Raw genomic sequence first — 25,683 nt, 5'->3', positions numbered from 1 at the left:
CGTGCTTAATTTCGTTTTATACAACGCGACAAGCAAAGCCTTTCAGGTAGAAACCTTCAGGGTAAGCTGAATCAAGAGGGTGATCCGCTGCTTGCTCAAAACGCTCAATAAACTGAACGGTACGCTTAGCATCAAGAGCTGCATCCGCAACGATTTTTTGGAATAAGCCCGTATCCATAAGACCAGAACAAGAATACGTTAATAACGTACCGCCTGGGTTTAGGATCTGCATCGCAAGCATATTTATGTCTTTATAACCACGGCATGCACCAGTAAGCTGATTTTTAGATTCAGCAAATTTTGGTGGATCCATGATCACAACATCAAATTTAGTGCCGTTATCACGGTATTCACGAAGCAGCTTAAATACATCAGCGTTTAAGAATTCAGCTTTAGATAAATCAAAACCATTAATTTCAGTGTTGTTTTTCGCATTATCAAGCGCTAGTTGAGAAACATCAGCATTGATAACGTGTTTAGCACCACCTTTAAGTGAATACAGGCCAAAACCACCGGTGTAAGAGAAACAGTTAAGTACTGTTTTGTCTTTTACGTATTTACATGAACGCTCACGGCTATCACGTTGATCAAGATAGAAGCCTGTTTTGTGGCCATTGACGATATCAACGCTAATTTTAACGCCGTTCTCTTCAATGATTACAGACTCTGGTGGCTCTTCACCGTGTAGAACGCCAGTACGTTGTTTTAGACCTTCTTTTTTACGAACAGAAACATCAGAACGCTCATAAATATTACAGTCCGGGTAGCATTCAATTAATGCTTCCACTAATAAATCTTTAGTTGCTTCAGCACCAGCACTTAATAACTGACACACAAAATAGTTTTGGTAACGGTCAATAGTGATACCAGGTAAACCATCTGATTCAGCAGCGATTAAACGATAGCCAGTTAAGCCTTCACGTTCAGCAAGAACATCACGTAAGCCTTGCGCTTGATTTAAACGACGAACAAAGAAGTCTTTATCAATCGCTTCATTTTTATCAAACGTCCAAACACGAGCACGGATTTGAGATTGCGGAGAAAACGCACCACGAGCTAGCCATTCGCCATTGTTTGAATAAATTTCAACTGTTTCACCTAGCTCTGCTTTTCCATCAATGCGGTCAATACCACGAGAAAAGATCCAAGGGTGACGGCGACGCAATGCTTTATCACGTCCTTTTACTAAATAGATTGAAACAGTCATATTGATGCTCTGATGAGTTAATTAGGGGGCTATTCTCTTTGATGTGACAAGGAAAAGCAAACTAAGAAGGAGTGAAGGGAAGATTAATCTAAGAGAGAGGAGTGAGAAATTAAAAATGCAGTAATAAAATGAATTATTACTGCATGAATTAGGCTATTGAAATTTTAAATAGGAAAGGACTATGCTTTTAATCCATTAAGCAGTAATTCTAAATCTTGACCCTTTAATCTAAGTTGTTCGATATTAGATTCAGAATCTTTAATCATTTGGTGCACTTGATTCGATTGAGTACGAACATCTTCAACCGTTGAAGCAATACTTACCGCAACCTCACCTTGCTGACTAGCCGCTGTAGCAATTTCATTGTTACTTTGTGCAATGGTATTGTTACGATCGGCAATATTTGAAATATCGTTATTTACTTGTTGCATCAATTCTTGGCCAGTTTCTGCATTACTTACCGTATTTGATGTGAGTGTTAATAATGACTTGCTGTTTGTTTGCAGAGCTTCGATCATAGCTTGGATCTCAACGGTGGCTTGCTGAGTTCGGCTGGCTAGCGTTCTAACTTCATCTGCAACTACAGCAAATCCACGGCCCTGCTCACCAGCTCGTGCGGCTTCAATCGCTGCATTTAACGCTAATAAGTTAGTTTGTTGAGAAATACCATTGATAGTCGCGACAGCATCATCAATTTTTGCTGCATTGTCATCTAATTCTTGAACCGCATGCGCTGCTTGGTTGATTTCTTCTGATAAATGTCGAATGGCTTGTACCGCTGAATTCACTTGAGATTGCCCTTCACGGGCTGAATCCATGGCATCTATAGATTGAGATGAGGCTTCGTGAGTGTAATTAGCCACTTCTTGAATTGAGGTCGCCATCTCCTCAGTTGCACTTGATAGTAAATCGAGTTGTGCAAGTTGCTTATCCGAAGCATCTGAACTTTTATGACTATTTTGACTTAGCTCAGAGCTCATTTGTTGAATTAACGCGACAGATTCTTGCATAGCTAAAACAAGTTGTTGTTCACGTTCAGCCAATTTATCAATAGTAATTGCAATAACGCTGAATTCATCTCTTACAGGGAAGAAGTTCATACGCTGAGTTAAATCACCAGATTCAAGTGTCTCTAAAGCTTTATTCATAGTGAACATCGCGCCACCAATGAAAGTCATTATGTAATAAACACCGACAGCCATTAATAATAGAACAGCAGCAATTAAAGATATTTGTAAGCCAGATAAAGTAGACCAAAGCGTAACATTTGAATTTGCACTGATGCTGTAATTACCAGAATTAACAAATGCACTATGTTCGCCAGAACCCACTGAAAATTCAGTTGATTTAGAAAGAAGGCTTACAGCATTTTGTTGTGAAATATTTTGTTGCTCTAACATTGAGGCCACAAACTGAACTTCATGATCTAATATTTCAGCCATCATGCTATCAGCGGCAGAATCCATAATTGCTGTTAGACTTAAAAGGGCGATAATTGGAAGTAAGAAAAGTAGATAAAATTTTTCTTGAATTTTTAGATGGATAAGGTATTTATCAATCCAACGAAATGCTGACTCTTTCATATGAGATCCGTATATATGATGGGGGGGTGATAATATCTCATGATTAAGAATTGTTTATCATAAATTACAGTTATAGGTGAGTTGTGTCACAAAAATCAGTTAAGTTCACTGTAAAGGGAAAAGTACAGCGCGTAGGCTTTCGTTTTCATACCGCGCATACGGCACTCAAACTTGGTTTAACAGGGTATGCTCGAAATCAAGCAGATGGTTCTGTGGAAGTATTAGCGTGTGGAGAAGAGAGTAATGTTAAAAAACTAGCAGAATGGTTGAAAACTGGACCTCAACTGGCTCGGGTTGATTCTATTGAGCAAGTTGAAACCCAGTGGCAAACGCTATCTGATTTTAAAATGTATTAAATTTATAACTCTTTAATTTAAAGACATTTTGCAGGTTTTGGTAAACCCGCCAGTTTTGTGGCTTGTTTGGCTGGACCTAATTTGAACAGCGTAAATAGGTATTTGCTGTTGCCTTTTTCTTGGCCATGCTCTTTTTCCATGGCTTTTACCAACATACGAACCGCAGGCGATGTTTTGAACTCCTCATAAAAAGAACGAACAAAACGAACAACTTCCCAATGAGCATCGGTCAGTTCGATGTTTTCTTCTTGCGCTAATAGCGGAACTAACTCTTCACACCAATCGGTATGATTCATTAAATACCCTTGAGCGTCGCGTTCAATGTGCTTACCGTTAAACTCCATACAGCCATCTTAATGATTAGGATTAATACATTAAGTTTAGCAAAGGGATCTCTATTCGAGCAATCGAATACCCAAATAACCGTATAGTTTGGTTGTTTATCAAGCGAGTTTTAGGTTTTTAGGCTATGGATTATTACAATAAAGTAAAACAGATTTTTATCTCGCTAAGGTAGATAGAGCCAAGAATGTGATAGAATCCTTGCAGTTAATGAATAATAAAAAATTCAGTAGGATATATTTTGAGTCAATCAAATCAAAATTCAGCAGCAACACTTAGAAAAGCCCTAAGTGAATGTATGCTGCGTGACCGTTTTCGCCTAAGTAAACGCATTCATGGCGCATCACGCATTAAAAAAGAAGAATCAAGAAACGCCGTGTTTGATGAAATCGCATTAGACATCGCACAATCTATGCAGGTTGCTAATAATCGTGAAATGGATCGTCCGACGATTAAGTATCCAGATCTACCAGTTAGCCAAAAGAAAGATGACATCGCAGAAGCCATTGCTAATAACCAAGTCGTTATTGTTGCCGGTGAAACTGGTTCAGGTAAGACCACACAGCTACCAAAAATTTGTTTGGAATTAGGTCGTGGTAAGTTCGGTAATATCGGTCATACACAACCACGTCGTCTTGCTGCACGTTCGGTTGCCGATCGTATTGCTGAAGAGATGGAAACACAGCTTGGTAGTCACGTCGGTTATAAAGTTCGATTTAACGATCAAGTATCAGAGCGAACACAAGTTAAATTGATGACGGATGGTATCTTACTTGCTGAGATCCAAAACGACAGATACTTAAATCAATACGACACAATTATTATCGATGAAGCGCATGAACGTAGTTTAAACATCGATTTTATCATGGGTTACTTACGTGAGTTATTACCAAAACGCCCTGATTTAAAAATTATCATTACTTCGGCAACCATAGATCCTGAGCGCTTTTCTAAACACTTTAATAATGCACCGATTATTGAAGTATCAGGTAGAACCTTCCCTGTAGAAACGCGCTACCGTCCAATTGTTGAAGATGGCGATGATACCGATAGAGATCAACTTGAAGCCATTTTTGATGCAGTTGATGAGCTATGTGAAGAGGGCTTAGGGGACATTCTGCTGTTTATGACGGGTGAGCGAGAAATTCGTGATACCGCAGAAGCACTAGAAAAACGTAACTTACGAGACACTGAAATTGTGCCTCTGTATGCACGTTTGTCGTCTCAAGAACAAAACCGCGTGTTCCAACCTCATGCTGGTCGTCGAATTGTATTGGCAACCAACGTGGCAGAAACGTCGTTAACCGTTCCTGGAATCAAATACGTTATTGATCCGGGTACTGCGCGTATTAGTCGCTATAGTTACCGAACTAAAGTACAACGTCTTCCAATTGAAGCGATCTCACAAGCGAGTGCCAATCAGCGTATGGGCCGTTGTGGTCGTGTATCTGAAGGTGTGTGTATTCGTCTGTACTCAGAAGAAGACTTTGTTGCGCGCCCTGAATTTACCGATCCTGAAATTTTACGTACTAACTTGGCATCTGTTATTTTACAAATGACCGCGTTAGGTTTAGGTGATATTCAAGCCTTCCCATTTGTAGAAGCGCCAGATAATCGTAACATTCAAGACGGTGTTAAACTGCTTGAAGAGTTGGGGGCTATTAACCCTAATGCGAAAGATTCGAAGAAAAGCTTAACGAAAGTTGGACGTGAGTTGGCTCGTTTGCCAATCGATCCACGTTTGGCTCGTATGGTTCTAGAAGCGCCAAATTACAATGCATTGCAAGAAGTGATGATCATTGCGGCAGCACTATCGATTCAAGATCCTCGTGAACGTCCAAGTGACAAAAAACAACAGTCTGATGATAAGCATAAACGCTTTAACCATGAAGACTCGGATTTCTTGACCTTTGTGAACCTATGGCAGCACGTGAAAGAGCAGCAAAAGGCACTTTCAAGTAACCAATTTAGAAAGCAATGTCGTAAAGACTTCTTAAATTACTTACGTGTTCGTGAGTGGCAAGATGTTCATTATCAATTAAGCCAAGTAATGAAAGAACTTAATTATAAAGTGAACCAAGAAGCCGCAGGTTATCAAGGTGTTCATACTGCTATTTTAGCCGGTATGCTTTCTCATATTGGTCAAAAAGATCAAGAAAAAAACGAATACGAAGGTGCACGTAATGCGCGTTACCATATTTTCCCTGCGTCTGGTCTATTTAAGAAACAACCTAAATGGATAATGGTGGCCGAGCTGGTTGAAACCTCGAAATTATGGGGTCGTATTGTTGCGAAAATTCAACCAGAATGGATTGAACCATTAGCAGGACACTTGATTAAGCGTAGTTACAGTGAGCCACACTGGTCTAAAAAATCAGCAGCGGTAATGGCATACGAAAAAGTCACTATTTATGGCATTCCAATTGTAGCTAAACGTCAAATTAACTACGGTTCAATCGATGCTCCAGTGTGTCGTGAGATATTTATTCGTTCTGCATTAGTTGAAGGTGATTGGAATACCAATCATAAATTCTTCAAAGAGAACCGAAAGCTATTGCAAGAGGTTGAAGAGTTAGAGCATAAATCACGTCGTCGTGACATCTTGATTGATGATGATCAGCTTGCTGAGTTTTATGATCAACGCGTAAATACTGAGGTTGTATCAGGTCGCCACTTTGATTCTTGGTGGAAGAAAGTACAGAAAGAAACGCCGGATTTACTGAGCTTTGAAAAAGAGATGTTATTCCGTAATGATGCAAGTCATGTAACGGATCTTGATTATCCTAACTTCTGGCATCAAGGCAGTTTAAAACTTAAACTAAGTTATCAATTCGAACCGGGGCAAGACAGTGACGGGGTAACAGTACACGTACCATTGCCAATCTTAAACCAAGTGACAATGGATGGGTTTGATTGGCAGATCCCAGGTTTACGTCATGAATTAGTCGTGGCGTTGATTAAGTCATTACCAAAAACAATTCGTCGTAATTTTGTACCAGCACCTAATTATGCAGATGCGTTTTTATCTCGAGCAACACCATTTGATGCGCCGTTATTAGACAGTCTTGAAAAAGAGCTACGTCGTATGACTGGGGTAGAGGTGTTGCGTGAAGATTGGAAGTTAGAGCAAATTCCAGATCATTTAAAAGTAACTTACCGAGTGGTTGATCACCGTAGTCGTAAATTAAAAGAAAGCCGCGATCTGTTTGACTTGAAAGATGGTTTAAAAGACAAAGTTCAAGAGACGTTATCTCAAGTTGCAGATGATGATATTGAGCAAAAAGGGCTTAAAACGTGGAGTTTTGGTGAGCTACCTGCACTTTACAAGCAAAAACGTGGTGGTTTTGAAGTTAAAGCGTACCCGGCGATTGTAGATGGTAAAGACAGTGTTGAAATTAAACTGTTTGAGACAGAAGAAGAGCAACACAATGCAATGAAAGCAGGTCAACGTCGTTTGATTCTTCTTAATGTTCCGTCTCCTATTAAGTATTTACATAGCAACTTACCAAACAAGTCGAAATTAGGCTTGTACTTTAATCAATACGGTCGAGTGTTAGATTTAATTGATGACTGTATCGCTTGTGGTATTGATAAGTTGATTGAAGAGAAGGGGGGCTTAGTTTGGGAGCCTGAAGCTTTTGAACAAATGAAAGAACATATTCGAGCAGAGCTTGGAGATACGGTTGTAGAGATAGCTAAATTAGTTGAAACGATTTTGACTACGGCTTTCCAAATACAGAAAAAATTAAAAGGTCGTGTTGATTTAAGCATGGCGTTTGCACTGTCTGACATTAAAGCTCAAATCGAGAATCTAATCTTTAAAGGGTTTGCAACAGAGTGTGGTTGGAAGCGATTAGCAGATATTCATCGCTACATGAAAGCGATTGAGCGTCGAATGGAAAAATTACCAATAGATCCAAATCGAGACCGTGTACACTTATTGAAAGTGGAAAGTATTAATAATGAATATAAAGAATTGCTGAATAAAATCCCCAAAGGGCAGCCAATTCCTGACAGTGTAAAAGACATTCGTTGGATGATAGAAGAGTTACGTGTTAGCTATTTTGCTCAACAATTAGGTACTCCATATCCGGTTTCTGATAAACGAGTGAAAAATGCCATTGCCGATTGTTAAGGTATCACCTAAACTAAAGATAATTTCGGCATATTAATTGCTTTACTATAAATAAGATTAAAAAAAGCGGCAAAGATTGCCGCTTCCTTTAAATAAATAGGATTGAAAATGAAAAAGACACTTTTAGCGTTAGCTTTAGCAAGCGTATCAGTAACTGCTGCTGCTGATTCATGGATTTATGGCGGTGCGCAAGTAGGTTCTGCTGATTATAGAGGCGAAAGCTCAACGGTATATGGTGCTCATATTGGTACAGGTATTCTTCCTTTTATTGGCTTAGAAATGGGTGCGTGGAACCTGGGTTCTTATGACGTTGCAGGCCAAACTACAGACGTTACTTCTGTTAACTTTGCGGTTAAACCAAGCATCGACTTTGGTCCATTACACGTTTACGGTAAAGCGGGCATGCACAGTTGGGAAGAGAAGGGCGGAATTAAAGATGACGGTGTTGATCCATTCTTTGGTTTGGGTGTTGAATACAAGATTATCCCAATGTTTACTATCGGTGCGGGTTATAACAACTTTACTGTTGGCAATGAAAACATCGATTTTGCATCAGTTAACCTAACGGTTCATTTCCTATAATCTTGTGATTATCTGAATACAAAAATGGCGACCAATCGGTCGCCATTTTATTAATAAGATAAAAGTAAAAAATTAATCAACTAATTGATATTCTTCTTTTAATACTTTAATGATCTCTGCTTTTGGGTTATCACTTAGTGTAATGGGTGCCCCAGTAATTTTGGCTGCGATTTCTAAATAAGTTTTAGACAAGTCCATCATCGCTTCTAATGGTAATGCATTCTTCTCAGCTAAAGAAAAGCGCTCATCCATACGGTTTTTATTTAAAAGAATATCTGGTTCAGAGAAATGATTAAGTAAAAACTGACGGAAACCTTCTTTTGAGTTTTCAATGATATGGCCAGAGCGATATGCTTCTTTATCCCAAATACGTGATGAATCAGGTGTGCCCACTTCATCCATATAGATCAGTTTTTCATTACCTTGTGCATCATTCACATAACCAAATTCAAATTTAGTATCGACAAAGATTTGATCAACTTTATTTAATGCTTTAGAAATAACGGCAAAGCCTTCTTTTAATAATTTCTCATATAATGCGATGTCTTCTTCGCAAGAAAAGTTAAACTTAGCATAGTTATCTTCGATGTTTTTACGGGTGATGTTAACATCATCAACTTCAGGAACGCAGTCAATGCCTTTCAACACTCCTTTGGTTGATGGTGTTAATAGCAGTTCAGGTAATTGCTCATCTTTTTCTAGACGTTCTGGAATTTGAATACCACAAAATTCACGCTCGCCATTAGTATAAGCACGCCACATTGAGCCTGTAATATACTGACGGCAAATAGCCTCAATCATTACAGGCTTGGCTTTTTGAACGATCCATACGAATGGGTGAGGGATATCTAGAATATGGCTGTCTGCTAAATCATTATCCTTAAATAGTTGAAACCAGTGGTTAGAAATCGCATTTAATGCAGCACCTTTACCTGGAATACCTTTAAGTCCACCTTCACCATGCCAAATACAATCAAATGCCGAAATACGATCACTAATAACCATGATCGCTAAAGGTGCATCAGAAGCAACATTGTAGCCTTTTTCTTTGATTAGACGGCGGCTGTCTTCCTCTGTTAACCAATAGACAGAACGAACTTTACCGCTGTGTACTGGTTTATCAGTACGGATAGGGAGATCGTCATTAACAGCAAGCACTTGATCGGAAAGACTCATGATAGAATTCCTATATAAACTATGTAAAAACTGAAAGCATCATACCAGAACTATTTATGACTACCAGAACAAAAAGCAAACGTTTGCTATTTTTTTGTTTAAAAACCGTGTTGAGCTAGGGAGCAGCAATCAGTTAAACTAACGTACACAAAAAAATGACTGAAATAGGGCACTTATGCGATCTAAAAAAATCATCGCTTTAGCTATGTTAATGGTTTCAAGTAACAGCTGGGCAAACATGTGTCCAGTTAACGTTAAAAACGATGTATTACTGACTCCAACAGGAGAAGTAAAAGTAGACAAAGCTCAAGACAAATTGAGAATTGATCACGATGGTCGTGTGTATGTTAATGGTCAAGAGCTTGATTTAACTGCAAAACAAAAGCAAGCAGTTGAAAAATATCAGCAACAAATCTCTAGCTATATTCCAACGGTTGTTGATTTTACTGATAAAGGGATTACTGCCGCGAATGATTTTGTTAGTGAGATTGAAACGTCTTTTGATGCACAAGGTTCGTTTGATGCTGTAAAAATCAAGATCGATGAATATGGTGTGACAGCAAAACAAAAGTTTTATCAAGGTAAAGACCTCATTTTAGAGCAAGATTTCTTTAAAGAAGTGAATACGACTTGGAAGCAAGATTTTGAAGTAATGATCAAGAGCCTTGATAAAGAGATATTTGCAAGCGTATTCAATTCATTATCAAACAAAATGCAGGAAGGTGAGCTTAACTTTTCTGAACTGCAGCAACAATTTGCTGATGCCCAGACAGCAATGAAGTCAAAGATGGAAGAGCACCGAGTCGAAGTAAAAAAAGAAGCTCAAGAATTGTGTGATTCAGCAAAAGATATTGCAGAAGAAGAGCAAGATTTACATCAACTTGTACCAGAATTACAACCGTACCCAGTATTCACCATTTAATTATATAAAAAGAGATAGCTTACGATGTTCAGCACAGTAGAAACAATTATTTTTTCAAAAACAGTATGCCCATTTTGTGTTAAAGCAAAAGCAATTTTGGACGATAAAAACATAGCCTATAAAGTATTTACATTAGACGTAGATTTAAGCAAAGAAGAAATGGTTGCTTTAATTCAAGAAAAAGAAGGGATTGTTGTTAATACAGTGCCTCAAATTTATCTAGATGGAAAATACATAGGTGGACATGACGATTTAGTGGCGTTTTTTGAACGTCAAGATACTGGCATGGATCTTGGCGATTTTGAGCTGTAGAATATAATTAACAAATACTAATTATACCGTTTATTTGGTAACTGATAATAAATAAGAGTAATAAAAATATGTGGAAATCTCTTCTAACATTAATGGATGATTCAGTAGTTGTACTGCGTTTTCCTGATGAGTTTCAGCCGGATGAAGAACCGACATTAAAAAACTTTAAAGATCGTTTAGAAGAGATTAATGCGCATAATTTTCATTTTGATGAAAAAATAATTACATCAGTCATACAAGATGTTAAGAACGGCATGAGCGCCCATCATCAAGACCGTACGGTTGCAGAACGTCGTGATGCTGAAGTTATCATAGCTTTAGAAGAGCGTGATATGAAAGCAACGATGGCGGTCGTTGGTGCTTATGGTGGGCAAGATATTCAAAGTGGCGATATTATATCGGCTTTGACTAGCATGGAAATCACTCGCGGTATTAGTAAAAATGCATTAAAGAAAATTATGGTGTTAAGCCGTAATTTAGAGGCAGGAGAGAAAATATCTCTTCTTGTAGCTAAAGGCAAAGAGCCTATTGATGGTGAGAACGCGAGCTTTACCCCTTTAGTTGAAGATTTTCGTGAACAAGCACTACAGCCTCAAGAGAAAGAGGATGACGAAGATAAAGTTGATATGCGTGATCTAGGAGAGACCATTACAGTAGTGGAAGGAGATGAATTAATCCGACGCATTCCACCAACGAAAGGCGTAGAAGGTTATACAGTTAAAGGGGAAATAATTCCTGCAACACCAGGTAAGAATAGTAAGCTTCGTGCAGGTAAAGGTGCGGCTATTTCACCAAGAGATCCTGAATTAGTTATTGCAACCATTTCAGGTATGCCATGGATTAATAAAGATGGTGCAGATGTAGATAATGCGTTGTGCCTTAATGCCGTTGATATTTCTACAGGGCATGTGAAATTTAAAGGCAGTGTTATTGTCAGTGGTGATATTGCGGCAGATATGATCGTAAAAGCGACTGGTAGTGTGACTGTTGGTGGCTTTATTGAATCTGCAAATGTTCAGGCTCATGGTGATGTCATTGCTATGAAAGGGATCATTGGGCACCACGTTGAAGAGGGTGAAGAGCACACGTGTTTTGTTAAAGCGGGTGGTAAAATCACGGCTAAATTCGTGCAATCAGCAAACTTACAAGCCTCTGGAGATATTGAGTTAGGCTTACACTCTATTCAAAGTTTTGTGAAAAGTAAAAATGCAGTCACGGTTATGGACAAATCTGGTCGAACAGGTTCGATTGTTGGTGGTGAAGTTTATGCGGGCTCTACTATTACAACCGTTAATCTAGGTGCAACTGCAGGTACTCAAACTTTAGTTAAAGCGTTTACTCGTTTTGATAAATATAAAGAAAACATTGCAGACTTGAATGCTAAATATAAAGCAGCTCAAGAAAACACAATGAAGATAGTTCGAGCAGAAATGGATTTGGCTAAAGTGCCAAAAGCAGATCGTACATCTGAGCAAATTGAACGTGTTCAAACAATGAAAGAAGAGTCAAACAAAGAAATTACACTTTCAATGACGCGATTTCAATTAGCAGAAGAAGAACTAAGAAAGCAGCTTAATGAGAATGTTGTTAAAGTAACAGAAAGAATGTACCCAAAAGTGACTATTCAATACTCTGATGAACAAGTAACCACAAAGCGTGAGCACAGCCCATGTAAGATTTATTTTAATGAGTATGAAATTAAAATTGACCCAATAATTACCAAAAATACTAATCTAATAAATGACTAATTTATAGACGATAATTTGAATTTAAACCGCTCTTAGTAGCGGTTTTTTGTTATTAAAATGTACTTGTGTAAATGATGTGTTAGCGCAATGATAAGGTTCAGAGTTAAGAACTCTTAAGTGTGATCAGTAATTGATTTTAAACTTGCGGAGCTTCCAATATTCGCGATACTAAATACCTGTAGTAAAACATTTGTGCTTTTCAATAGGATGTTGAAAGTAGATGTCGGAATTATATCGAGGCAAATATGAGTAATATAATTGAGTTTGATTACAGTGCATTTCTTGTCGACTCAAGTAAACAAAAATGGACTTTTTCTCAAGCATTAAAAAGTATCATTCCCACGTTTGGAACCATTTGGAATGCGTCTGTTCATGACTCGACTCCGACTAAAGAAAGACTTCGTAAAGAAGCTCTACAGGTGCTCTCTTCTCATATTAATGATGAGTCTAATATGATTCGTCTTATCCGCTTGGCACGTATTGAAGGCATTACTGATTTAGAAATCAAATTGCCTTATATACTGGACAAAGATCAAGTTGATTATATTTTAGAAAATACTTATACAGATATATCTCAATCAAATGATGATATTGACTTGTTATATGTTCATTTAAAAGAAAGGTAATTTATTTAGCTGTCTTCATGGTTTGATTTCATATTAGTGTAATACTGTTATTTTTCGATTTAGTGTTAACCATTGTGAGTCAGAAAAATAGTAACAGCTAGAATTACAAATAATAGCGCTAGCGGTACCAAATTGTTTTGCCTTTTCTATCGTTTCTTTCTCTGTAAGATGATTAGATGCTTTTAATCGAACTAATCTATTTAATTCAATTCCATATTTCAATAATGTTTCACAACTTGGCATTGATGTATTCGCCGTGATGAAAATCCACTTATCTTGTTTGGATAGGCTCTTTAATATCTGTATGAAATGAGCTTCACATTGTGCATTCACTTGGCTTGCAGCGCTAGTGATACGTTGTGGAATAGAGTGATTAAATGAGTTTGAGTACGTTGTTAGTGCCATTGCGCTGTTCATAATAAAATACCTGTTCATCTATACAGTGTGTATTTATACAGTACTTTTTGTTTGGTTAATGATCAAGCTGTTTTTTCTTTTATATATGGTCTTTCATACCTTTAAATGAAGATTTTTTAATGCAAGACATTGATATTAATTGAATTGAGATTATATAAAGGAAATCCTGAACTGTCAGAGATAGGTTTGGTATAATTCATTTAGAATTTTTTGATGATAAAAAAGCATGTACGATAAATCATTATTAGAACCAATTTACTCTTTTCTACAGTGTGAAACACCAGATGAATGGATTTATGAAGCCAAAAAACCACAGAACTTAGCGGTGATCCTCAAAGATCATTTGTTGTGTGAGCTGAAAGCGGCACAAAGTGCGATGTATTTAATTCGTAAGTATGCGGTAGATAAAGAAAGTGCAGCGACTTTATTAGAATGGTTCAAACCCTATGAAGAGTTTGCTTATAAAAAAGTAGGATCTTTAGAGACGTTAAAAGGCAAAAGTAATATTTCTAAAAAGATTACTGCCCGTAAAGATGCGAAATACAGTCAAGAGTTGATAGATAAAATGGTCTTGCTAATAAAAGAAGAATTACATCATTTTTATCAAGTACTCGAAATAATGGAAGAGAGAAATATTCCTTATGAAGGTATTAAAGCAAGTCGTTATGCAAAAGGTATGTTGAGTAATATCATTACTCATGAACCTCATACACTGATTGATAAGCTTATTATCGGCGCTTTTATTGAGGCTCGCTCTTGTGAACGCTTTGCTAAACTTGCTCCGTATTTAGAAGAAGATTTAGCGAAATTCTATATTTCTTTATTACGTTCAGAGTCTAGACATTATCAAGATTATATTACATTAGCAGAGCAGGTGGCTGGTGGGGATGTGAGTGAACGAGTAGCGCACTTTGCAAAGGTAGAAGTTAATTTAATCCAATCAGATGATGATGATTTTAAATTCCATAGTGGTAAACCCTCTACGAAATATCTTCAGTCTAACTTAGGCTAGATAGAAATAAAAAAGGTCGCGATGAGCGACCTTTTTTAGTTGTTTTTAATTGAATCAGATCATTACCATTTTTTCTTTGGCTGGAATAAAACGTCAATATCATCATCTTTATTTTTATCTAATTGATCTTGGAGTTCTTGATCTTGTTTTTTCTTAGTTTTGTTGTTTAGTTCATCAAGCATGTCTTGCAGTTGATTACGTGCTTTGTTCGAGTAGCCATCATTCTTACTGGATAAAGCATCGATGCCTTTTTTAAGCAGTTGACGAGCTGTGCCGGCTTGACCACGTTGTGTTGCTTCTTTAGCGCGCTTAACTACATTTTCAATATTAATTCGAACTTGAATTGATTCAAGGCGTGCATTCTCAGCAACAAATACTTGTGTATTTACTCGGCCTTTTTTGTGTTCTGCTCGTAATGTATCACGAAGACGTTTTACTAGCCTCAACATGATAAGAGCTTGTTTATCATTACTTGGCACTTTGAAATTGGTACTGTCGCCGGCAGTATAGTTTGTTTTTAACTGTTGCAGTTGTTGTTCCATATTCTCAATACGAGCAGGGTAAGAGCGCTCACTTGGTTCAAGCTCTGAAATTGCACGTAATGCATCAAGAATTCGTTGATTTAAACAAACTAATAGTTCTTTACTGTATGGAAGATGATGAGCATTACCTATAAGTTCTTCGGTTGAGTCAATAATAACCATATGTTTTGCAGATTCTTGTTTTTTGGCTGATTCGATCTTTGTTCTGTACTGAACAATGACGTTATAGCCAATAATCAAGGTAAGTAGAATCGCAAAAAGTCCAATAATTAGAGCAATATTCATAGTTTATAACATACATCCATTAGTAATGATTTCCAGTGTAACACCTTGTAAACTAAATGAATAGCAAGGGGTGGTTCCTACGAGTAAATTACCCGAAAGGAAGTAATGCTACTTGGCCTTAATTAACGTTATCGACAAGTGTTCACATTTCTTTAATGTATTTAATTTTAATTTTAATTTTAACAATTTATAGATATTAACGATAAGACTTTGAAAATAGATAGGAATAGGTATATAACTGTATCGTATAAGTATAATAAATTTTTATGTAAAGGATTACAGGTAAATTAATATGAAATTACAACAACTAAGATATATTGTCGAAGTGGTTAATCATAGTCTAAATGTCTCTTCAACCGCAGAGTCACTATACACTTCACAACCTGGTATTAGTAAGCAAGTACGTTTGCTAGAAGATGAACTGGGTGTACAAATTTTTGAACGTAGTGGTAAGCACTTAACAAGAGTTACGCCATCAGGTGAAGAGATAATTAAGATATCTCGTGAAATATTATCTCGTGTTGAAAGTATTAAATCTGTCGCAGGTGAGCACACTCATCCAGAAAGAGGCACATTGAATATTACAACCACACATACTCAAGCGCGTTATGCCTTGCCTGATGTGATTAAAGGTTTTATTACTCGTTATCCTGATGTGTCTTTACACATGCATCAAGGGACGCCTGCTCAAATGTCAGATGCCATTGCAAAAGGGACGGCGGATTTTGCAATAGCAACAGAAGCGCTTCATTTGTATCAAGATGCGATTATGCTTCCTTGTTATCATTGGAATCGCTCTATTGTCGTCACTAAAGATCATCCATTAGCGAAAAAAACAACCATTACTATCGAAGACCTAGCTGCTTATGAGCTAGTGACTTATGTTTTTGGTTTTACTGGTCGTTCTGCATTAGACAGTGCTTTCAATAAAGCCGGACTCAAACCTAAGATTGTCTTTACTGCAACCGATGCTGATGTCATTAAAACATATGTACGTTTAGGAATTGGCGTTGGGGTTATTGCAAGTATGGCAATGGATGAAGAAAGAGATTCAGATCTTGTTGCATTAGATGCGAGTCATATATTTGATGCAAGTACGACAACGATTGGCTTTAAACGTGGCTCATTCTTAAAGAGTTACATGTTTGATTTCATGGAGCGTTTTGCACCTCATTTAACTCGCCCAATTGTTGAACAGGCAACAATGCTTAAAAATAATCACGAAATTGAAGAGATGTTTAAAGACATTAATCTTCCTGTCCGTTAAGATCGCCCTGATACTATTTTCAGGGCCATTTTCATGCATTCTCAGCAATTTTTAAACATAGACCGTTTGTTAGCTCAGACGGTCTTTTTTTGGCAATTTTCTGCGTTTCACAGTTCAGATTATTCATGGCGTGAAACCCACACTGAGTTAAGTCATTGGCTTGATGGATTATCACTTCAAGAAGTTCAGCGTTTAAAATTAAATCCTGAAGAACTCGCCATTAAACTTTCTGTCTATATTCCAGAATTACTAGAACTCTACTTTTTAGCTCAATTACCAGGTTTTACGGTAGCTGTACCTGCATTTCCTAAAGGGTTAGATTCAGGAATTAATGGGCGTAAATGGCAGCAAATAACTAAGTTAAGTGCGCTAGGTGCTGAATTCCATAAACCAGAAAATGGTTGGTTAGAGTGGTGTGGCGGTAAAGGGTATTTAGGGCGAGTATTAGCCGTAACTACTGGAAAGTCAGTTACAACACTAGAGTGGCAACAGTCTTTATGTGACAGCGGCCAAACCTATGCGAATAACCATCAATTAAACATGACCTTTATACAAGGCGATGCTCTCTCTTCACAAAGTGATAAGTTGATACAAGATAAACAACACGCGATAGCTTTGCATGCCTGTGGTGATCTACATATAAATTTATTGACGAAAGGCATTTCAAATAATATTGATGCCATCACTATTTCTCCTTGTTGCTTTCATTTAACGCAATCAACAAATTACTTGGGCCTCTCTTCACTATCACAAAAATCAGTTTTAGAATTATCGAAAGATGATCTGCGTTTACCTCTACAAGAAACTGTTGTTGCGGGATTGCGAACTCAACATCACCGTGAACTAGAAATGTGTTTTCGTTTAGGGTTTAAAGCATTACAACAATCATTAAGTGAAAGTAAGACGTATCTTTCTATTCCAAGTATTAAAAAGTCATTATTAAGTGATGGCTTTGAAGCATTTTGTCTTTGGGCTGCTGAGAAGAAAGGACTGATATTGCCCGATGATATGGATTATGAACTCTGGTTAAAAAAAGGTGAAGCAGCATTTATTGTTATGGAAAAATGTGATTTAGTGCAGCACTTATTTAAAAGACCATTAGAAGTATGGCTGTGTTTAGATCGTGCTTTATTGATGGAAGAGGCGGGTTATAATGTACGAATTGGAGAGTTTTGTTTAAAAGAAGACACTCCTAGAAACATTGTTATTCAAGCGAAAAAACAGAAATAACGATTCGATGGTTGAAGTAATAAAGGCGCTTAAATTAGCGCCTTTATTGGTTTATGTGATTAGCTGAGAGTTAAAGAACCGCTGCAATTCCTTTACATAAAGGAAGCATGTTGTCTTTTGTCATACCAGCGACACTGATACGGCCAGAGCCAACAATGTAGATAGCAAATTCGTCTTTTAGGCGATTTACTTGTTCTTTAGAAAGACCAGAGAAAGAGAACATGCCGTTTTGACCTTCAATAAAGCTAAAATCAGCAGTAACACCTTGCTCTTTTAGTGTTGCAACAAAAAGAGTACGCATTTCTTGGATACGGTCACGCATCTCAGCTACTTCTTGTTCCCACTCTGTGCGTAGTGCGTCATCATTTAAGATGTGTGTAACAACAGCTGCGCCATGAGCTGGAGGGTTAGAGTAGATAGAACGGATAATCGCTTTAACTTGAGAGAAAGCATCGGCAGCAACAGCAGCATCTTTTGCTACCAAAGTGAAAGCTCCAACACGTTCGTTATATAAACCAAAGTTTTTCGAGAATGAGCTTGCTACTAGTAATTCTGGGCAATATTTAGCGAAAGTACGAAGACCAGAAGCATCTTCTTCTACACCTTTAGCAAAGCCTTGGTATGCAAAGTCAAATAGAGGCAGTAAACCTTTATTTGAACAAAGTTTAGCTAGCTCTTCCCATTCTTCAGCTGTTGGGTCGATACCTGTTGGGTTATGGCAGCAACCATGAAGTAAAACGACATCGCCTTCGCTTGCTTGTTGTAAATCAGTGAGCATTGCAGTGAAGTCTTTTGATTTAGTTTCAGCGTTATAGTAGCTATATTGTGCCGTTTCAATTCCTGCTGCGGTAAATACGCCAATGTGGTTTGCCCACGTAGGGTTACTGATCCAGATTTTCACATCGCCAAGTTGACGTTTAATGAATTCACCAGCAACACGTAATGCACCAGTACCACCAGGAGCTTGAGCCGTTTGAGCTCGTTTTTCTGTAATTACTTCAGCATCGCTACCAAATAACAATTTTTGAACGGCTAGGCCGTATTCTGCTGTACCTTGGATGGTTAAGTATGACTTTGTTTTTTCAGTATCAAGCAATACTGCTTCTGCTTTTTTTACCGTTTTTAATACAGGTGTTTGACCTGCTTCGTTCTTATAAATACCAACACCAAGGTTGATTTTTTCAGCACGAGGGTCATTTTTAAATTCATCAGTAAGACCTAAAATTGGGTCAGCTGGTGCAGCAGATATTTTTTCAAACATAGTCATCATCCATGGTGAGATTAAAATAAAAAGTTAACGAGCAATTTAGTTATTTATACCTGCTAACCTTGTAAGTTTGCAACGGTTAGATAACGAAAAAGCCAAAATTTATTGATTAAAGAATGAAATCAGATAAAAAGTGGTAAAAAACCCATCAGAATGGCATTCATTCACCATTATGATAGGTTGGTTTGGTGTTTTAGTACGTGATCTTAATTTTGTTCGATGCAGAGATAGCATCTTTAATTGCCGCTTCAAGATTATCACGACGAGTAATTGTAACCCCTAAGCGGCGGCGACCATCAATTTCTGGTTTACCAAACAATTTCACCTGAGTTTGTGGTTGGCTTAATGCGTCAGTGAGCCCATCAAAACGAATATTAATTGATGTTCCCTGGCCTAAAATTACAGAAGAAGCAGAAGGACCATACTGAGTTATGCTATTAATTGGCATACCAGTAAAGGCACGTACATGAAGAGCAAACTCAGACATTTCTTGAGAGATAAGCGTTACCAAACCAGTATCATGCGGACGAGGTGATACTTCATTAAAGTAAATATTGTTACCTTTAATAAAGAGTTCAACACCAAATAAACCATATCCACCAAGTGCATTTACTACTTTTTCAGCGGCTTGTTGCGCTTGTTTTAATGCGGCTTCTGTCATTATCTGTGGTTGCCAAGATTCACGATAGTCACCATCTTCTTGTCTATGACCGATTGGAGCACAGAAATGTACACCATCGACAGCGCGAATGGTTAATAAAGAAATCTCATAATCAAAATCAACAAACCCTTCAACAATGACACGTCCAGCCCCGGTACGGCCGCCATCTTGTGCGTAATCCCACGATGTTTTGATATCAGCTTCTGTTTTTATCACACTTTGACCTTTACCCGATGAACTCATCACAGGTTTGATAACACAAGGCATGCCAACAAATTTAACCGCTTCAACTAATTCATCATAGGTATCTACAAAACGGTAAGGAGACGTCGGAAGCTTTAATTCTTCTGCAGCTAAACGACGAATACCTTCACGGTTCATGGTTAGTTTTGTTGCGTTAGCCGTAGGGACTACATTAAGCCCTTGTTTTTCTAATTCAACTAACTTGTCTGTTGCAATGGCTTCAATTTCTGGCACTACATAATCTGGTTGCTCTTTTTTGATAATTTCTTCTAGTGCATCAGCATCTAACATATCAATCGCATAACTACGGTGAGCCACTTGCATTGCAGGGGCATTTAAGTATCGGTCAACCGCAATGACTTCTAGACCAAGGCGTTGACATTCAATTGCTACTTCTTTACCGAGTTCACCAGAACCAAGCAATAATACTTTTGTTGCAGAAGAAGATAGAGCAGTACCAAACATAATAAATTCTCATGTAGTAGTGAAATATGGCGGTATCATACTAAAATTTAATAAATACGCAAACGTTTGCCTTTGATTTTATTTCTTTAGCTAGCTTATGACACTGGAACATAGATCACACTACTGAGTAAATTGTAGACAGAGTGAATGTGTTGATTTGTATTCAATGCCATGACTGGTATTCTATTTTTTTTGAATTAAGTAGTAGTACTAAATTATGGATGATCAAACCACCTGCGTACCTCATTCAGGGGAGACACAACAATGGGCGTTTTATGGTCTTTTAGAAAATAAGAAGTTTGTTGTAAGTGATTGTATTGATATAAAAGATACTCCAAATGGATTAGGCAATCCTACGTGGTTATTACAACAAAAAATGGCGAAAGCGAACGCGCCTGTTGTCGATCTGATATTAAAAAAAGGTGCTATCTTTGTTGGTAAAACTCAAATGGATGAGTTTGGTTTTGGTCTTCATGGTAATAACTCTCATTATGAAGCGATTTTAAATCCAAACAGTGAAGGGCGATTTATAGGCGGTTCTTCTTGCGGTGCAGTTGCCGCTGTTGCAAATGGTTTTGCTGATATTGGTTTAGGAACAGACCTAAACGGTGGCATTCGGATCCCTGCGTTATATGCAGGTTTATATGGATTTAAATCGTCGACTTGTGGCGTCAATATGGATGGTGTATTTAGCATTGCAAAAGAAGACACTTCGCTTGGTTGGATTGCTAAAAATTTATCGGATATAAGAAAGGTTGCTGCAACCTTAACACCAATGTCACCACTCGTGATGATTGAGCGTATTGTGGTATTGGATAGTTTATTTCTTGATGTACCAGATGAAGCAAAAGAAAAATTAGAAAAATTGCTCGCATCATCTCCGTATAAAGTAGTTCGTAGTAAAGCGATCAGTAAGATTATTACCACAAAGGCTGCAGAGAGTTTCAAAGTTATTTCTGCGACAAGAGGGCTACGCAATATTGAGCCTTGGATTGAAAAAAATAATTCTGTTATTAATAATGAAATTAAGATGCAGATGAAGTGGCTCGCTTCATTAAAATATAAAGATGAACGCATCGCTTTAGAGCAAAGAGAGTTGGTTCAATCGGTTCTAGAATCTATTTTAGATGAAAAGACGTTAATATTAATGCCAACAACTGCGAATACTGCACCACCAAGAACCGCTTCAGATGAACAGCTATATAAGCTTAATACTCAAATATTGAAATATACGTCATTGGCCAGTTTAGCTGATTTACCACAATTACATCTTCCGTGGTTCTCAGTAAAAAATTCACCGTGGGGCATTTCATTAATTGGTCAAAAAGGAATGGATAGACAGCTTATTGATGCGGCTATTCGTTGGAAGAGTAATCAATAGATCTATTGCTCTTGATAAGTAAACCGTAAATAAAAATAGAGGAGGGCATGACCCCCTCTATTTACTCTTCATTACAAAGAAATGTATTCTAGCACCATGTTAGGGCTTAGGTCTTTTAGCGTACATGTTGTAATTGCTAAATGACTAATCGCACCTTTATGATCTTCAATCAATGCTGCTTTTTTGATTTCAGATAACGCTTCACGAGACATGTTTGCGTGTACTAAAGCGACTTGTAATGGTGGTAAGCTAGGGTTAAACGCGGCATTTTCTGCATACATACCTGAGTAAATATTGCCGTTGTTCATTTCTAATGCCACACCACTAAAGTTTTTAGAATAAGGCGCATGACTGCGATTTGCAGCTTCGAATGCTTTAAGTAGCAATGGGGAATCAGATTCAAAAGTCAGCTCATGAGATACTTTCGCAAGTAATCCCCCTTCAATGCCCAAATCCTTAGGACCAAAAGATTCTGGTAAATACTCTTGTAGTGATTTTTCATCACGCTCAGGAAGTTGAACCATCAAGCTATTTGCAGTCGTTAATTCATTCATAAATTGACGACAGTGACCACAAGGGCTGAAATTAATCGTGATGTCTAAAATGCCCGTTTCACCATGGATCCAAGCATGACTAATTGCCGATTGTTCTGCGTGAATTGTTTGGCCTAACTGAACATTACTGAATTCCATATTAGCGCCAAAGTATAAATCACCAGAAACACCACGAGCGATTGCACCAACATAGAAATTTGAGATAGGGGCAACAGAAAATGCAGCGGCTAAAGGAAGAAGTGCCAATCTTAATTCTTTATCACTTAATTCACTGTGAGAAAGTAAAGAAAGGAATTGTTCTTTGGTGATTACACCAGTGAATTGCTCGTTAATTAAAGGAGTAATAGTAGATTGCAATGCAGAAGGCAGTGTTTTCATGCTTTCTTCTAAGCGTTGTTGCAGAGAGTCTTTATGTAGGGTGGTCATCTATATGATCCTTTTTAAATATTATGAGATCATTTTAGAGGGAATTTGAAACGAAACATAGACCAAACTCACACTCAATGATGCAAATGTACATTAATTACATCATTGAGAGAGAGGTCACACCGTGTTTGATGCTCTTTTATCCAATAATTATTTAATCAATAGCATTAAAGAATAAATAATGGGAGCAACCAAAGAGGTAATAATGCCGCAAATTACGAGGGCTAATGAACTAAAAGCGGCATCTTGAGGGTTCACTTCAGCGGCTTGAGCTGTACCTAAAGCGTGAGAGACATTACCCATAGTTAAGCCGCGAGCTAACGAACTTTTTATTCCTAGCATATTGTAAATCGGGTACGCACAAATTGCTCCCATTAACCCAGCAAGTAACACTAAGATAGCCGCAATTGCTGCTTTACCTTCAAGTTGTGATGAAATTGCCATTGCAATAGGCGTTGTCACTGATTTTGGCAAGATACTCGCAACGAGTTGCATATCAGCTCCCATCCATACCGCTAGGAATGCGCCAGACAACATCGAGAATAAAGACCCAACACTGCAAGCCAGTAAGATAATCTTCCAGTTAGCACGTATATGAGGCAATTGTTCGTACAATGGGTAGGCCAATGCAACGACGGCAGGCTGCAATAAATAACTTAAAAATGCATTATCGGCATAGTAAGTTTCATAAGGCACTTTGCATAACATTAAAATAGGAATGACGATAAAAACACTTAATAACAATGGATTATTGAGTGGGTGAGGAAAGCGTTTTGCAAACCAACGAGCAGAATAAAAAACAATAACCGTTAGAATTACCCACATTATTTATTACCTCTATCAAGACGATCGATAAATAATGACAGACAAACTAAGACTAATAATGACCCGCCCGCAGTACTGACAATAATAGGAATAGCATTAGTAAGTAATAAATCAAAATGCGTCATTAAACCGACCGAAATTGGGATAAATAAAATCAGCATATTACGCATGAAAAATTGGCAACCTGTTGCTGCCCAATCCGACCTACATACGCCGATAACCATCGCGGAGAATAAAATAAGCATTCCAAGAATACTGCCCGGTACTGAGAGATTTAACCAAGATTGAATACCGTTTCCAGCAAACAATGAGGCAAAAATCCATGCGAAAGAGTAAAGATATTTAATCATGATACTAACTGTTGTACGTAATTATAAACGGCGCGAAGAATCGCAGTCTTTTTCTCATTGCCTTCTGATTCAAGGTATAGGTTTTCAAAACTTGATTCATATTCTGGCAAATTAGTTTGGAAATAATCTTGCAGGTGAGCTTGCCACTTTAATTGCTCAGTCTCGTTTAGCGTGTGTGGGAAATTACGCGCACGGTAACGGAACAACAACGGCTTAATACGAGGATCTGTCACATTTGGTTCAAAATCGATAAGCTGCTCAGGCGTTGATTGACGGATAATATCAATCGTCGTTTTATCAGCATGAGAGAAGAAACCATCATATAGAAGGGTATCTACATTGGTTGATTTCTCATAGTTAGGTTCAATGCTGTAAAGCGCAATTAGTTTCTGTCTGATTTCTGAATTATCGCGGATCACTTTAAGATTTTTTAAACAAGCCGCTCTGTCCACATTTAAGTTTTCAGCATTTTCAGCGGTCAGTGTTTTAGCCGGTGCAAGAATAGGGCATTTGTTTAAATGAACTAATTTAACAGGAACCGGTAATTCATTAGGCGCAAGATCTGCACGCTTGGTGTACATGCGTTGATGTAACTGCTCTGCATCTAACTCTAGGAATACGCTTGGGTCTAACGCTAAATCAATCGTAATGACGGCGTTGTTGTTAGTAGGGTGCCAAGCAACAGGCACAATCCAACTGATGTTACCTCTACCTACGCCAAACATACCAGATACGTGCATTAATGGCGTCATTTCAACGATGTCGATTAATGTCGCCGCTTTCTTTTTATGACGCATAGAAAGCAAGTAGTTAAACATTTTTGGTTGTGCTTTTTTAACGACTTTAGCTAACTCAATAGTCGCAATAACATCGGCCATCGCATCGTGGGCGTTTTCATGTTCAATGCCGTTTGCTTGAGAGAGTTTTTCTAATCTAAAGCTTGGTTTGCCTTCTTCGTCTTTTGGCCACTCAATACCTTCAGGACGTAGGGCATAAACCGCGCGCATCACATCTAATAAATCCCAACGTGAGTTACCGTTCTGCCAGCTCCAACCATACGGTTCAAAGAAGTTACGATATAAGGTGTAGCGAGAGACTTCATCATCAAAACGAATATTGTTGTAGCCTAATGAACACGTATTTGGCTGTGATAATTCATGATGAATTTTGGCGATAAACTCAGGCTCAGATAACCCCTTGCTTACTGCAGTTTGTGGTGTGATACCCGTAATTAAACACGCTTCAGGTGAAGGTAAGTAATCAATTGGAGGGCGGCAGTAAATGACTAATGGCTCACCAATGATATTGAAATCTTGATCGGTACGAACCCCAGCAAATTGGCATGGGCGATCGAGAGATGGGCTAGTTCCCCATGTTTCATAATCAAAGAAGAAGAAACTTGGTGCGTTATCCTGCGGCATAAGTGTGTCCAATTAAGAGCAATACATTAATTATCAGAGATCTATCACATAATCGCAAGGCATTAGAAAGAGAAGGCGAAGAAAAATGAGTATAGATTTTGTATTTTATGGATTAGTGGTAGAAATTGATTAATGACTTTATCAACAAGGAACAAATACATTCGTCGTTTACGTGTAACTTTAAATCTTGAGTATTGGCGAACGCATGACTTCAGGCGTTTGTTATCAACAGGCGCTTCAGAGCTTGGTGTTATGCCTCATGTGGTAGAGAAAATGTCGGACAGTTATTTCAAGTTGGCCGAGTTAAATATAGGTGTATGAAATATTATTCTAGATAATATGAATAGT

General features: G+C 37.8%; 23 protein-coding genes. 11 read left to right on the top strand and 12 right to left on the bottom strand.

The window, feature by feature from the left end; all coding sequences use genetic code 11:
* Positions 1-16: 16 nt before the first annotated feature.
* On the bottom strand, positions 17-1,207 hold the full coding sequence (locus tag BTO22_RS07335) for a class I SAM-dependent methyltransferase (RefSeq protein WP_105054925.1): 1,191 nt from the start codon (positions 1,205-1,207) through the stop codon (positions 17-19).
* Between the two features lie 179 nt (positions 1,208-1,386).
* Positions 1,387-2,790, bottom strand: a complete 1,404-nt coding sequence (locus BTO22_RS07330) for a methyl-accepting chemotaxis protein (RefSeq protein ID WP_105054924.1) — start codon at positions 2,788-2,790, stop codon at positions 1,387-1,389.
* Positions 2,791-2,873: 83 nt separating this feature from the next.
* Between BTO22_RS07330 and yccX the strand changes: the two genes are divergently transcribed.
* On the top strand, positions 2,874-3,146 hold the full coding sequence (gene yccX / locus BTO22_RS07325) for an acylphosphatase (protein ID WP_105054923.1): 273 nt from the start codon (positions 2,874-2,876) through the stop codon (positions 3,144-3,146).
* Between the two features lie 17 nt (positions 3,147-3,163).
* On the opposite strand, the gene BTO22_RS07320 is transcribed toward yccX, so the two are convergent.
* Entirely contained in the window at positions 3,164-3,490 is a 327-nt protein-coding gene (locus BTO22_RS07320; protein WP_105054922.1) for a TusE/DsrC/DsvC family sulfur relay protein, read from the bottom strand.
* Between the two features lie 296 nt (positions 3,491-3,786).
* Between BTO22_RS07320 and hrpA the strand changes: the two genes are divergently transcribed.
* Together hrpA and BTO22_RS07310 are read left to right on the top strand one after the other, a co-directional pair.
* Positions 3,787-7,623, top strand: coding sequence for an ATP-dependent RNA helicase HrpA (gene hrpA / locus BTO22_RS07315; RefSeq protein WP_258132557.1), 3,837 nt, complete (start codon positions 3,787-3,789; stop codon positions 7,621-7,623).
* Between the two features lie 108 nt (positions 7,624-7,731).
* Complete coding sequence (locus BTO22_RS07310; protein ID WP_105054920.1) at positions 7,732-8,205, top strand: outer membrane beta-barrel protein; 474 nt, start codon at positions 7,732-7,734, stop codon at positions 8,203-8,205.
* A gap of 72 nt (positions 8,206-8,277) precedes the next feature.
* On the opposite strand, the gene BTO22_RS07305 is transcribed toward BTO22_RS07310, so the two are convergent.
* Positions 8,278-9,381 carry a phosphoribosylaminoimidazolesuccinocarboxamide synthase gene (locus BTO22_RS07305; RefSeq protein WP_105054919.1) on the bottom strand — a complete coding sequence of 368 codons (1,104 nt, stop codon included), beginning with the start codon at positions 9,379-9,381 and terminating at the stop codon, positions 8,278-8,280.
* Between the two features lie 175 nt (positions 9,382-9,556).
* On the opposite strand from BTO22_RS07305, the gene BTO22_RS07300 reads away from it, so the two are divergent.
* From BTO22_RS07300 to BTO22_RS07285, 4 genes are all read left to right on the top strand, one after another.
* Positions 9,557-10,303, top strand: a complete 747-nt coding sequence (locus BTO22_RS07300; protein WP_105054918.1) for a YggN family protein — start codon at positions 9,557-9,559, stop codon at positions 10,301-10,303.
* Between the two features lie 24 nt (positions 10,304-10,327).
* Positions 10,328-10,615, top strand: coding sequence for a glutaredoxin domain-containing protein (locus tag BTO22_RS07295; protein ID WP_105054917.1), 288 nt, complete (start codon positions 10,328-10,330; stop codon positions 10,613-10,615).
* Positions 10,616-10,683: 68 nt separating this feature from the next.
* A complete protein-coding gene (locus tag BTO22_RS07290; protein ID WP_105054916.1) occupies positions 10,684-12,363 on the top strand; it encodes a DUF342 domain-containing protein in 1,680 nt (559 codons plus the stop codon).
* Positions 12,364-12,608: 245 nt separating this feature from the next.
* On the top strand, positions 12,609-12,989 hold the full coding sequence (locus BTO22_RS07285) for a transporter (RefSeq protein ID WP_105054915.1): 381 nt from the start codon (positions 12,609-12,611) through the stop codon (positions 12,987-12,989).
* 33 nt (positions 12,990-13,022) lie between these two features.
* On the opposite strand, the gene BTO22_RS07280 is transcribed toward BTO22_RS07285, so the two are convergent.
* Complete coding sequence (locus BTO22_RS07280) at positions 13,023-13,406, bottom strand: hypothetical protein (protein WP_105054914.1); 384 nt, start codon at positions 13,404-13,406, stop codon at positions 13,023-13,025.
* Positions 13,407-13,632: 226 nt separating this feature from the next.
* On the opposite strand from BTO22_RS07280, the gene miaE reads away from it, so the two are divergent.
* A complete protein-coding gene (miaE, locus tag BTO22_RS07275; protein WP_105054913.1) occupies positions 13,633-14,418 on the top strand; it encodes a tRNA isopentenyl-2-thiomethyl-A-37 hydroxylase MiaE in 786 nt (261 codons plus the stop codon).
* A gap of 62 nt (positions 14,419-14,480) precedes the next feature.
* Here the strand turns inward: miaE and BTO22_RS07270 are convergent, their stop codons facing one another.
* Entirely contained in the window at positions 14,481-15,245 is a 765-nt protein-coding gene (locus BTO22_RS07270) for a DNA repair protein (protein WP_105054912.1), read from the bottom strand.
* Between the two features lie 292 nt (positions 15,246-15,537).
* Here BTO22_RS07270 and cysB point away from each other — a divergent pair, with 292 nt between their 5' ends.
* Positions 15,538-16,512 carry an HTH-type transcriptional regulator CysB gene (gene cysB / locus BTO22_RS07265; protein WP_105054911.1) on the top strand — a complete coding sequence of 325 codons (975 nt, stop codon included), beginning with the start codon at positions 15,538-15,540 and terminating at the stop codon, positions 16,510-16,512.
* A 33-nt stretch (positions 16,513-16,545) separates the two neighbouring features.
* Positions 16,546-17,742, top strand: coding sequence for a methyltransferase (locus tag BTO22_RS07260; protein ID WP_105054910.1), 1,197 nt, complete (start codon positions 16,546-16,548; stop codon positions 17,740-17,742).
* 70 nt (positions 17,743-17,812) lie between these two features.
* Here BTO22_RS07260 and BTO22_RS07255 read toward each other — a convergent pair whose 3' ends face one another.
* Both BTO22_RS07255 and purT read right to left on the bottom strand, forming a co-directional pair.
* Positions 17,813-19,003, bottom strand: a complete 1,191-nt coding sequence (locus BTO22_RS07255) for an amino acid aminotransferase (protein ID WP_105054909.1) — start codon at positions 19,001-19,003, stop codon at positions 17,813-17,815.
* Positions 19,004-19,202: 199 nt separating this feature from the next.
* Positions 19,203-20,378 (bottom strand): formate-dependent phosphoribosylglycinamide formyltransferase, encoded by a 1,176-nt coding sequence (purT, locus tag BTO22_RS07250; protein WP_105054908.1) that lies wholly within the window; start codon positions 20,376-20,378, stop codon positions 19,203-19,205.
* 217 nt (positions 20,379-20,595) lie between these two features.
* Here purT and BTO22_RS07245 point away from each other — a divergent pair, with 217 nt between their 5' ends.
* The gene (locus BTO22_RS07245; protein WP_105054907.1) at positions 20,596-21,759 is read left to right on the top strand and encodes an amidase family protein; all 1,164 of its coding nucleotides are present in this window, start codon (positions 20,596-20,598) and stop codon (positions 21,757-21,759) included.
* 71 nt (positions 21,760-21,830) lie between these two features.
* Here BTO22_RS07245 and cdd read toward each other — a convergent pair whose 3' ends face one another.
* The 4 genes from cdd to sbcB form a co-directional block, all read right to left on the bottom strand.
* Complete coding sequence (gene cdd / locus BTO22_RS07240) at positions 21,831-22,739, bottom strand: cytidine deaminase (protein ID WP_105054906.1); 909 nt, start codon at positions 22,737-22,739, stop codon at positions 21,831-21,833.
* Positions 22,740-22,889: 150 nt separating this feature from the next.
* Positions 22,890-23,564: a CidB/LrgB family autolysis modulator gene (locus BTO22_RS07235; RefSeq protein ID WP_105054905.1), complete on the bottom strand. Its 675-nt coding sequence runs from the start codon at positions 23,562-23,564 to the stop codon at positions 22,890-22,892.
* Positions 23,564-23,914, bottom strand: a complete 351-nt coding sequence (locus BTO22_RS07230) for a CidA/LrgA family protein (protein ID WP_105054904.1) — start codon at positions 23,912-23,914, stop codon at positions 23,564-23,566. The genes BTO22_RS07235 and BTO22_RS07230 overlap by 1 nt, the downstream gene beginning before the upstream one ends.
* Positions 23,911-25,335, bottom strand: a complete 1,425-nt coding sequence (gene sbcB / locus BTO22_RS07225; RefSeq protein ID WP_105054903.1) for an exodeoxyribonuclease I — start codon at positions 25,333-25,335, stop codon at positions 23,911-23,913. The genes BTO22_RS07230 and sbcB overlap by 4 nt, the downstream gene beginning before the upstream one ends.
* Between the last annotated feature and the right edge of the window lie 348 nt (positions 25,336-25,683).

The organism is Aliivibrio sifiae, assembly GCF_002954705.1.
In the GTDB taxonomy this organism is placed as follows: Bacteria; Pseudomonadota; Gammaproteobacteria; order Enterobacterales; family Vibrionaceae; genus Aliivibrio; species Aliivibrio sifiae_A.
Note: the sequence above shows the minus strand (reverse complement) of the source record. Positions and strands in the feature narration are given on the sequence as shown.

Excerpts from the sequence above, each read along its gene's own strand:
- BTO22_RS07335 (WP_105054925.1), bottom strand. The coding sequence starts at position 1,207 with ATGACTGTTTCAATCTATTTAGTAAAAGGACGTGATAAAGCATTGCGT.
- BTO22_RS07330 (WP_105054924.1), bottom strand. The coding sequence starts at position 2,790 with ATGAAAGAGTCAGCATTTCGTTGGATTGATAAATACCTTATCCATCTA.
- BTO22_RS07320 (WP_105054922.1), bottom strand. The coding sequence starts at position 3,490 with ATGGAGTTTAACGGTAAGCACATTGAACGCGACGCTCAAGGGTATTTA.
- hrpA (WP_258132557.1), top strand. The coding sequence starts at position 3,787 with ATGCTGCGTGACCGTTTTCGCCTAAGTAAACGCATTCATGGCGCATCA.
- BTO22_RS07310 (WP_105054920.1), top strand. The coding sequence starts at position 7,732 with ATGAAAAAGACACTTTTAGCGTTAGCTTTAGCAAGCGTATCAGTAACT.
- BTO22_RS07305 (WP_105054919.1), bottom strand. The coding sequence starts at position 9,381 with ATGAGTCTTTCCGATCAAGTGCTTGCTGTTAATGACGATCTCCCTATC.
- BTO22_RS07300 (WP_105054918.1), top strand. The coding sequence starts at position 9,557 with ATGCGATCTAAAAAAATCATCGCTTTAGCTATGTTAATGGTTTCAAGT.
- BTO22_RS07295 (WP_105054917.1), top strand. The coding sequence starts at position 10,328 with ATGTTCAGCACAGTAGAAACAATTATTTTTTCAAAAACAGTATGCCCA.
- BTO22_RS07290 (WP_105054916.1), top strand. The coding sequence starts at position 10,684 with ATGTGGAAATCTCTTCTAACATTAATGGATGATTCAGTAGTTGTACTG.
- BTO22_RS07285 (WP_105054915.1), top strand. The coding sequence starts at position 12,609 with ATGAGTAATATAATTGAGTTTGATTACAGTGCATTTCTTGTCGACTCA.
- BTO22_RS07280 (WP_105054914.1), bottom strand. The coding sequence starts at position 13,406 with ATGAACAGCGCAATGGCACTAACAACGTACTCAAACTCATTTAATCAC.
- miaE (WP_105054913.1), top strand. The coding sequence starts at position 13,633 with ATGTACGATAAATCATTATTAGAACCAATTTACTCTTTTCTACAGTGT.
- BTO22_RS07270 (WP_105054912.1), bottom strand. The coding sequence starts at position 15,245 with ATGAATATTGCTCTAATTATTGGACTTTTTGCGATTCTACTTACCTTG.
- cysB (WP_105054911.1), top strand. The coding sequence starts at position 15,538 with ATGAAATTACAACAACTAAGATATATTGTCGAAGTGGTTAATCATAGT.
- BTO22_RS07260 (WP_105054910.1), top strand. The coding sequence starts at position 16,546 with ATGCATTCTCAGCAATTTTTAAACATAGACCGTTTGTTAGCTCAGACG.
- BTO22_RS07255 (WP_105054909.1), bottom strand. The coding sequence starts at position 19,003 with ATGTTTGAAAAAATATCTGCTGCACCAGCTGACCCAATTTTAGGTCTT.
- purT (WP_105054908.1), bottom strand. The coding sequence starts at position 20,378 with ATGTTTGGTACTGCTCTATCTTCTTCTGCAACAAAAGTATTATTGCTT.
- BTO22_RS07245 (WP_105054907.1), top strand. The coding sequence starts at position 20,596 with ATGGATGATCAAACCACCTGCGTACCTCATTCAGGGGAGACACAACAA.
- cdd (WP_105054906.1), bottom strand. The coding sequence starts at position 22,739 with ATGACCACCCTACATAAAGACTCTCTGCAACAACGCTTAGAAGAAAGC.
- BTO22_RS07235 (WP_105054905.1), bottom strand. The coding sequence starts at position 23,564 with ATGTGGGTAATTCTAACGGTTATTGTTTTTTATTCTGCTCGTTGGTTT.
- BTO22_RS07230 (WP_105054904.1), bottom strand. The coding sequence starts at position 23,914 with ATGATTAAATATCTTTACTCTTTCGCATGGATTTTTGCCTCATTGTTT.
- sbcB (WP_105054903.1), bottom strand. The coding sequence starts at position 25,335 with ATGCCGCAGGATAACGCACCAAGTTTCTTCTTCTTTGATTATGAAACA.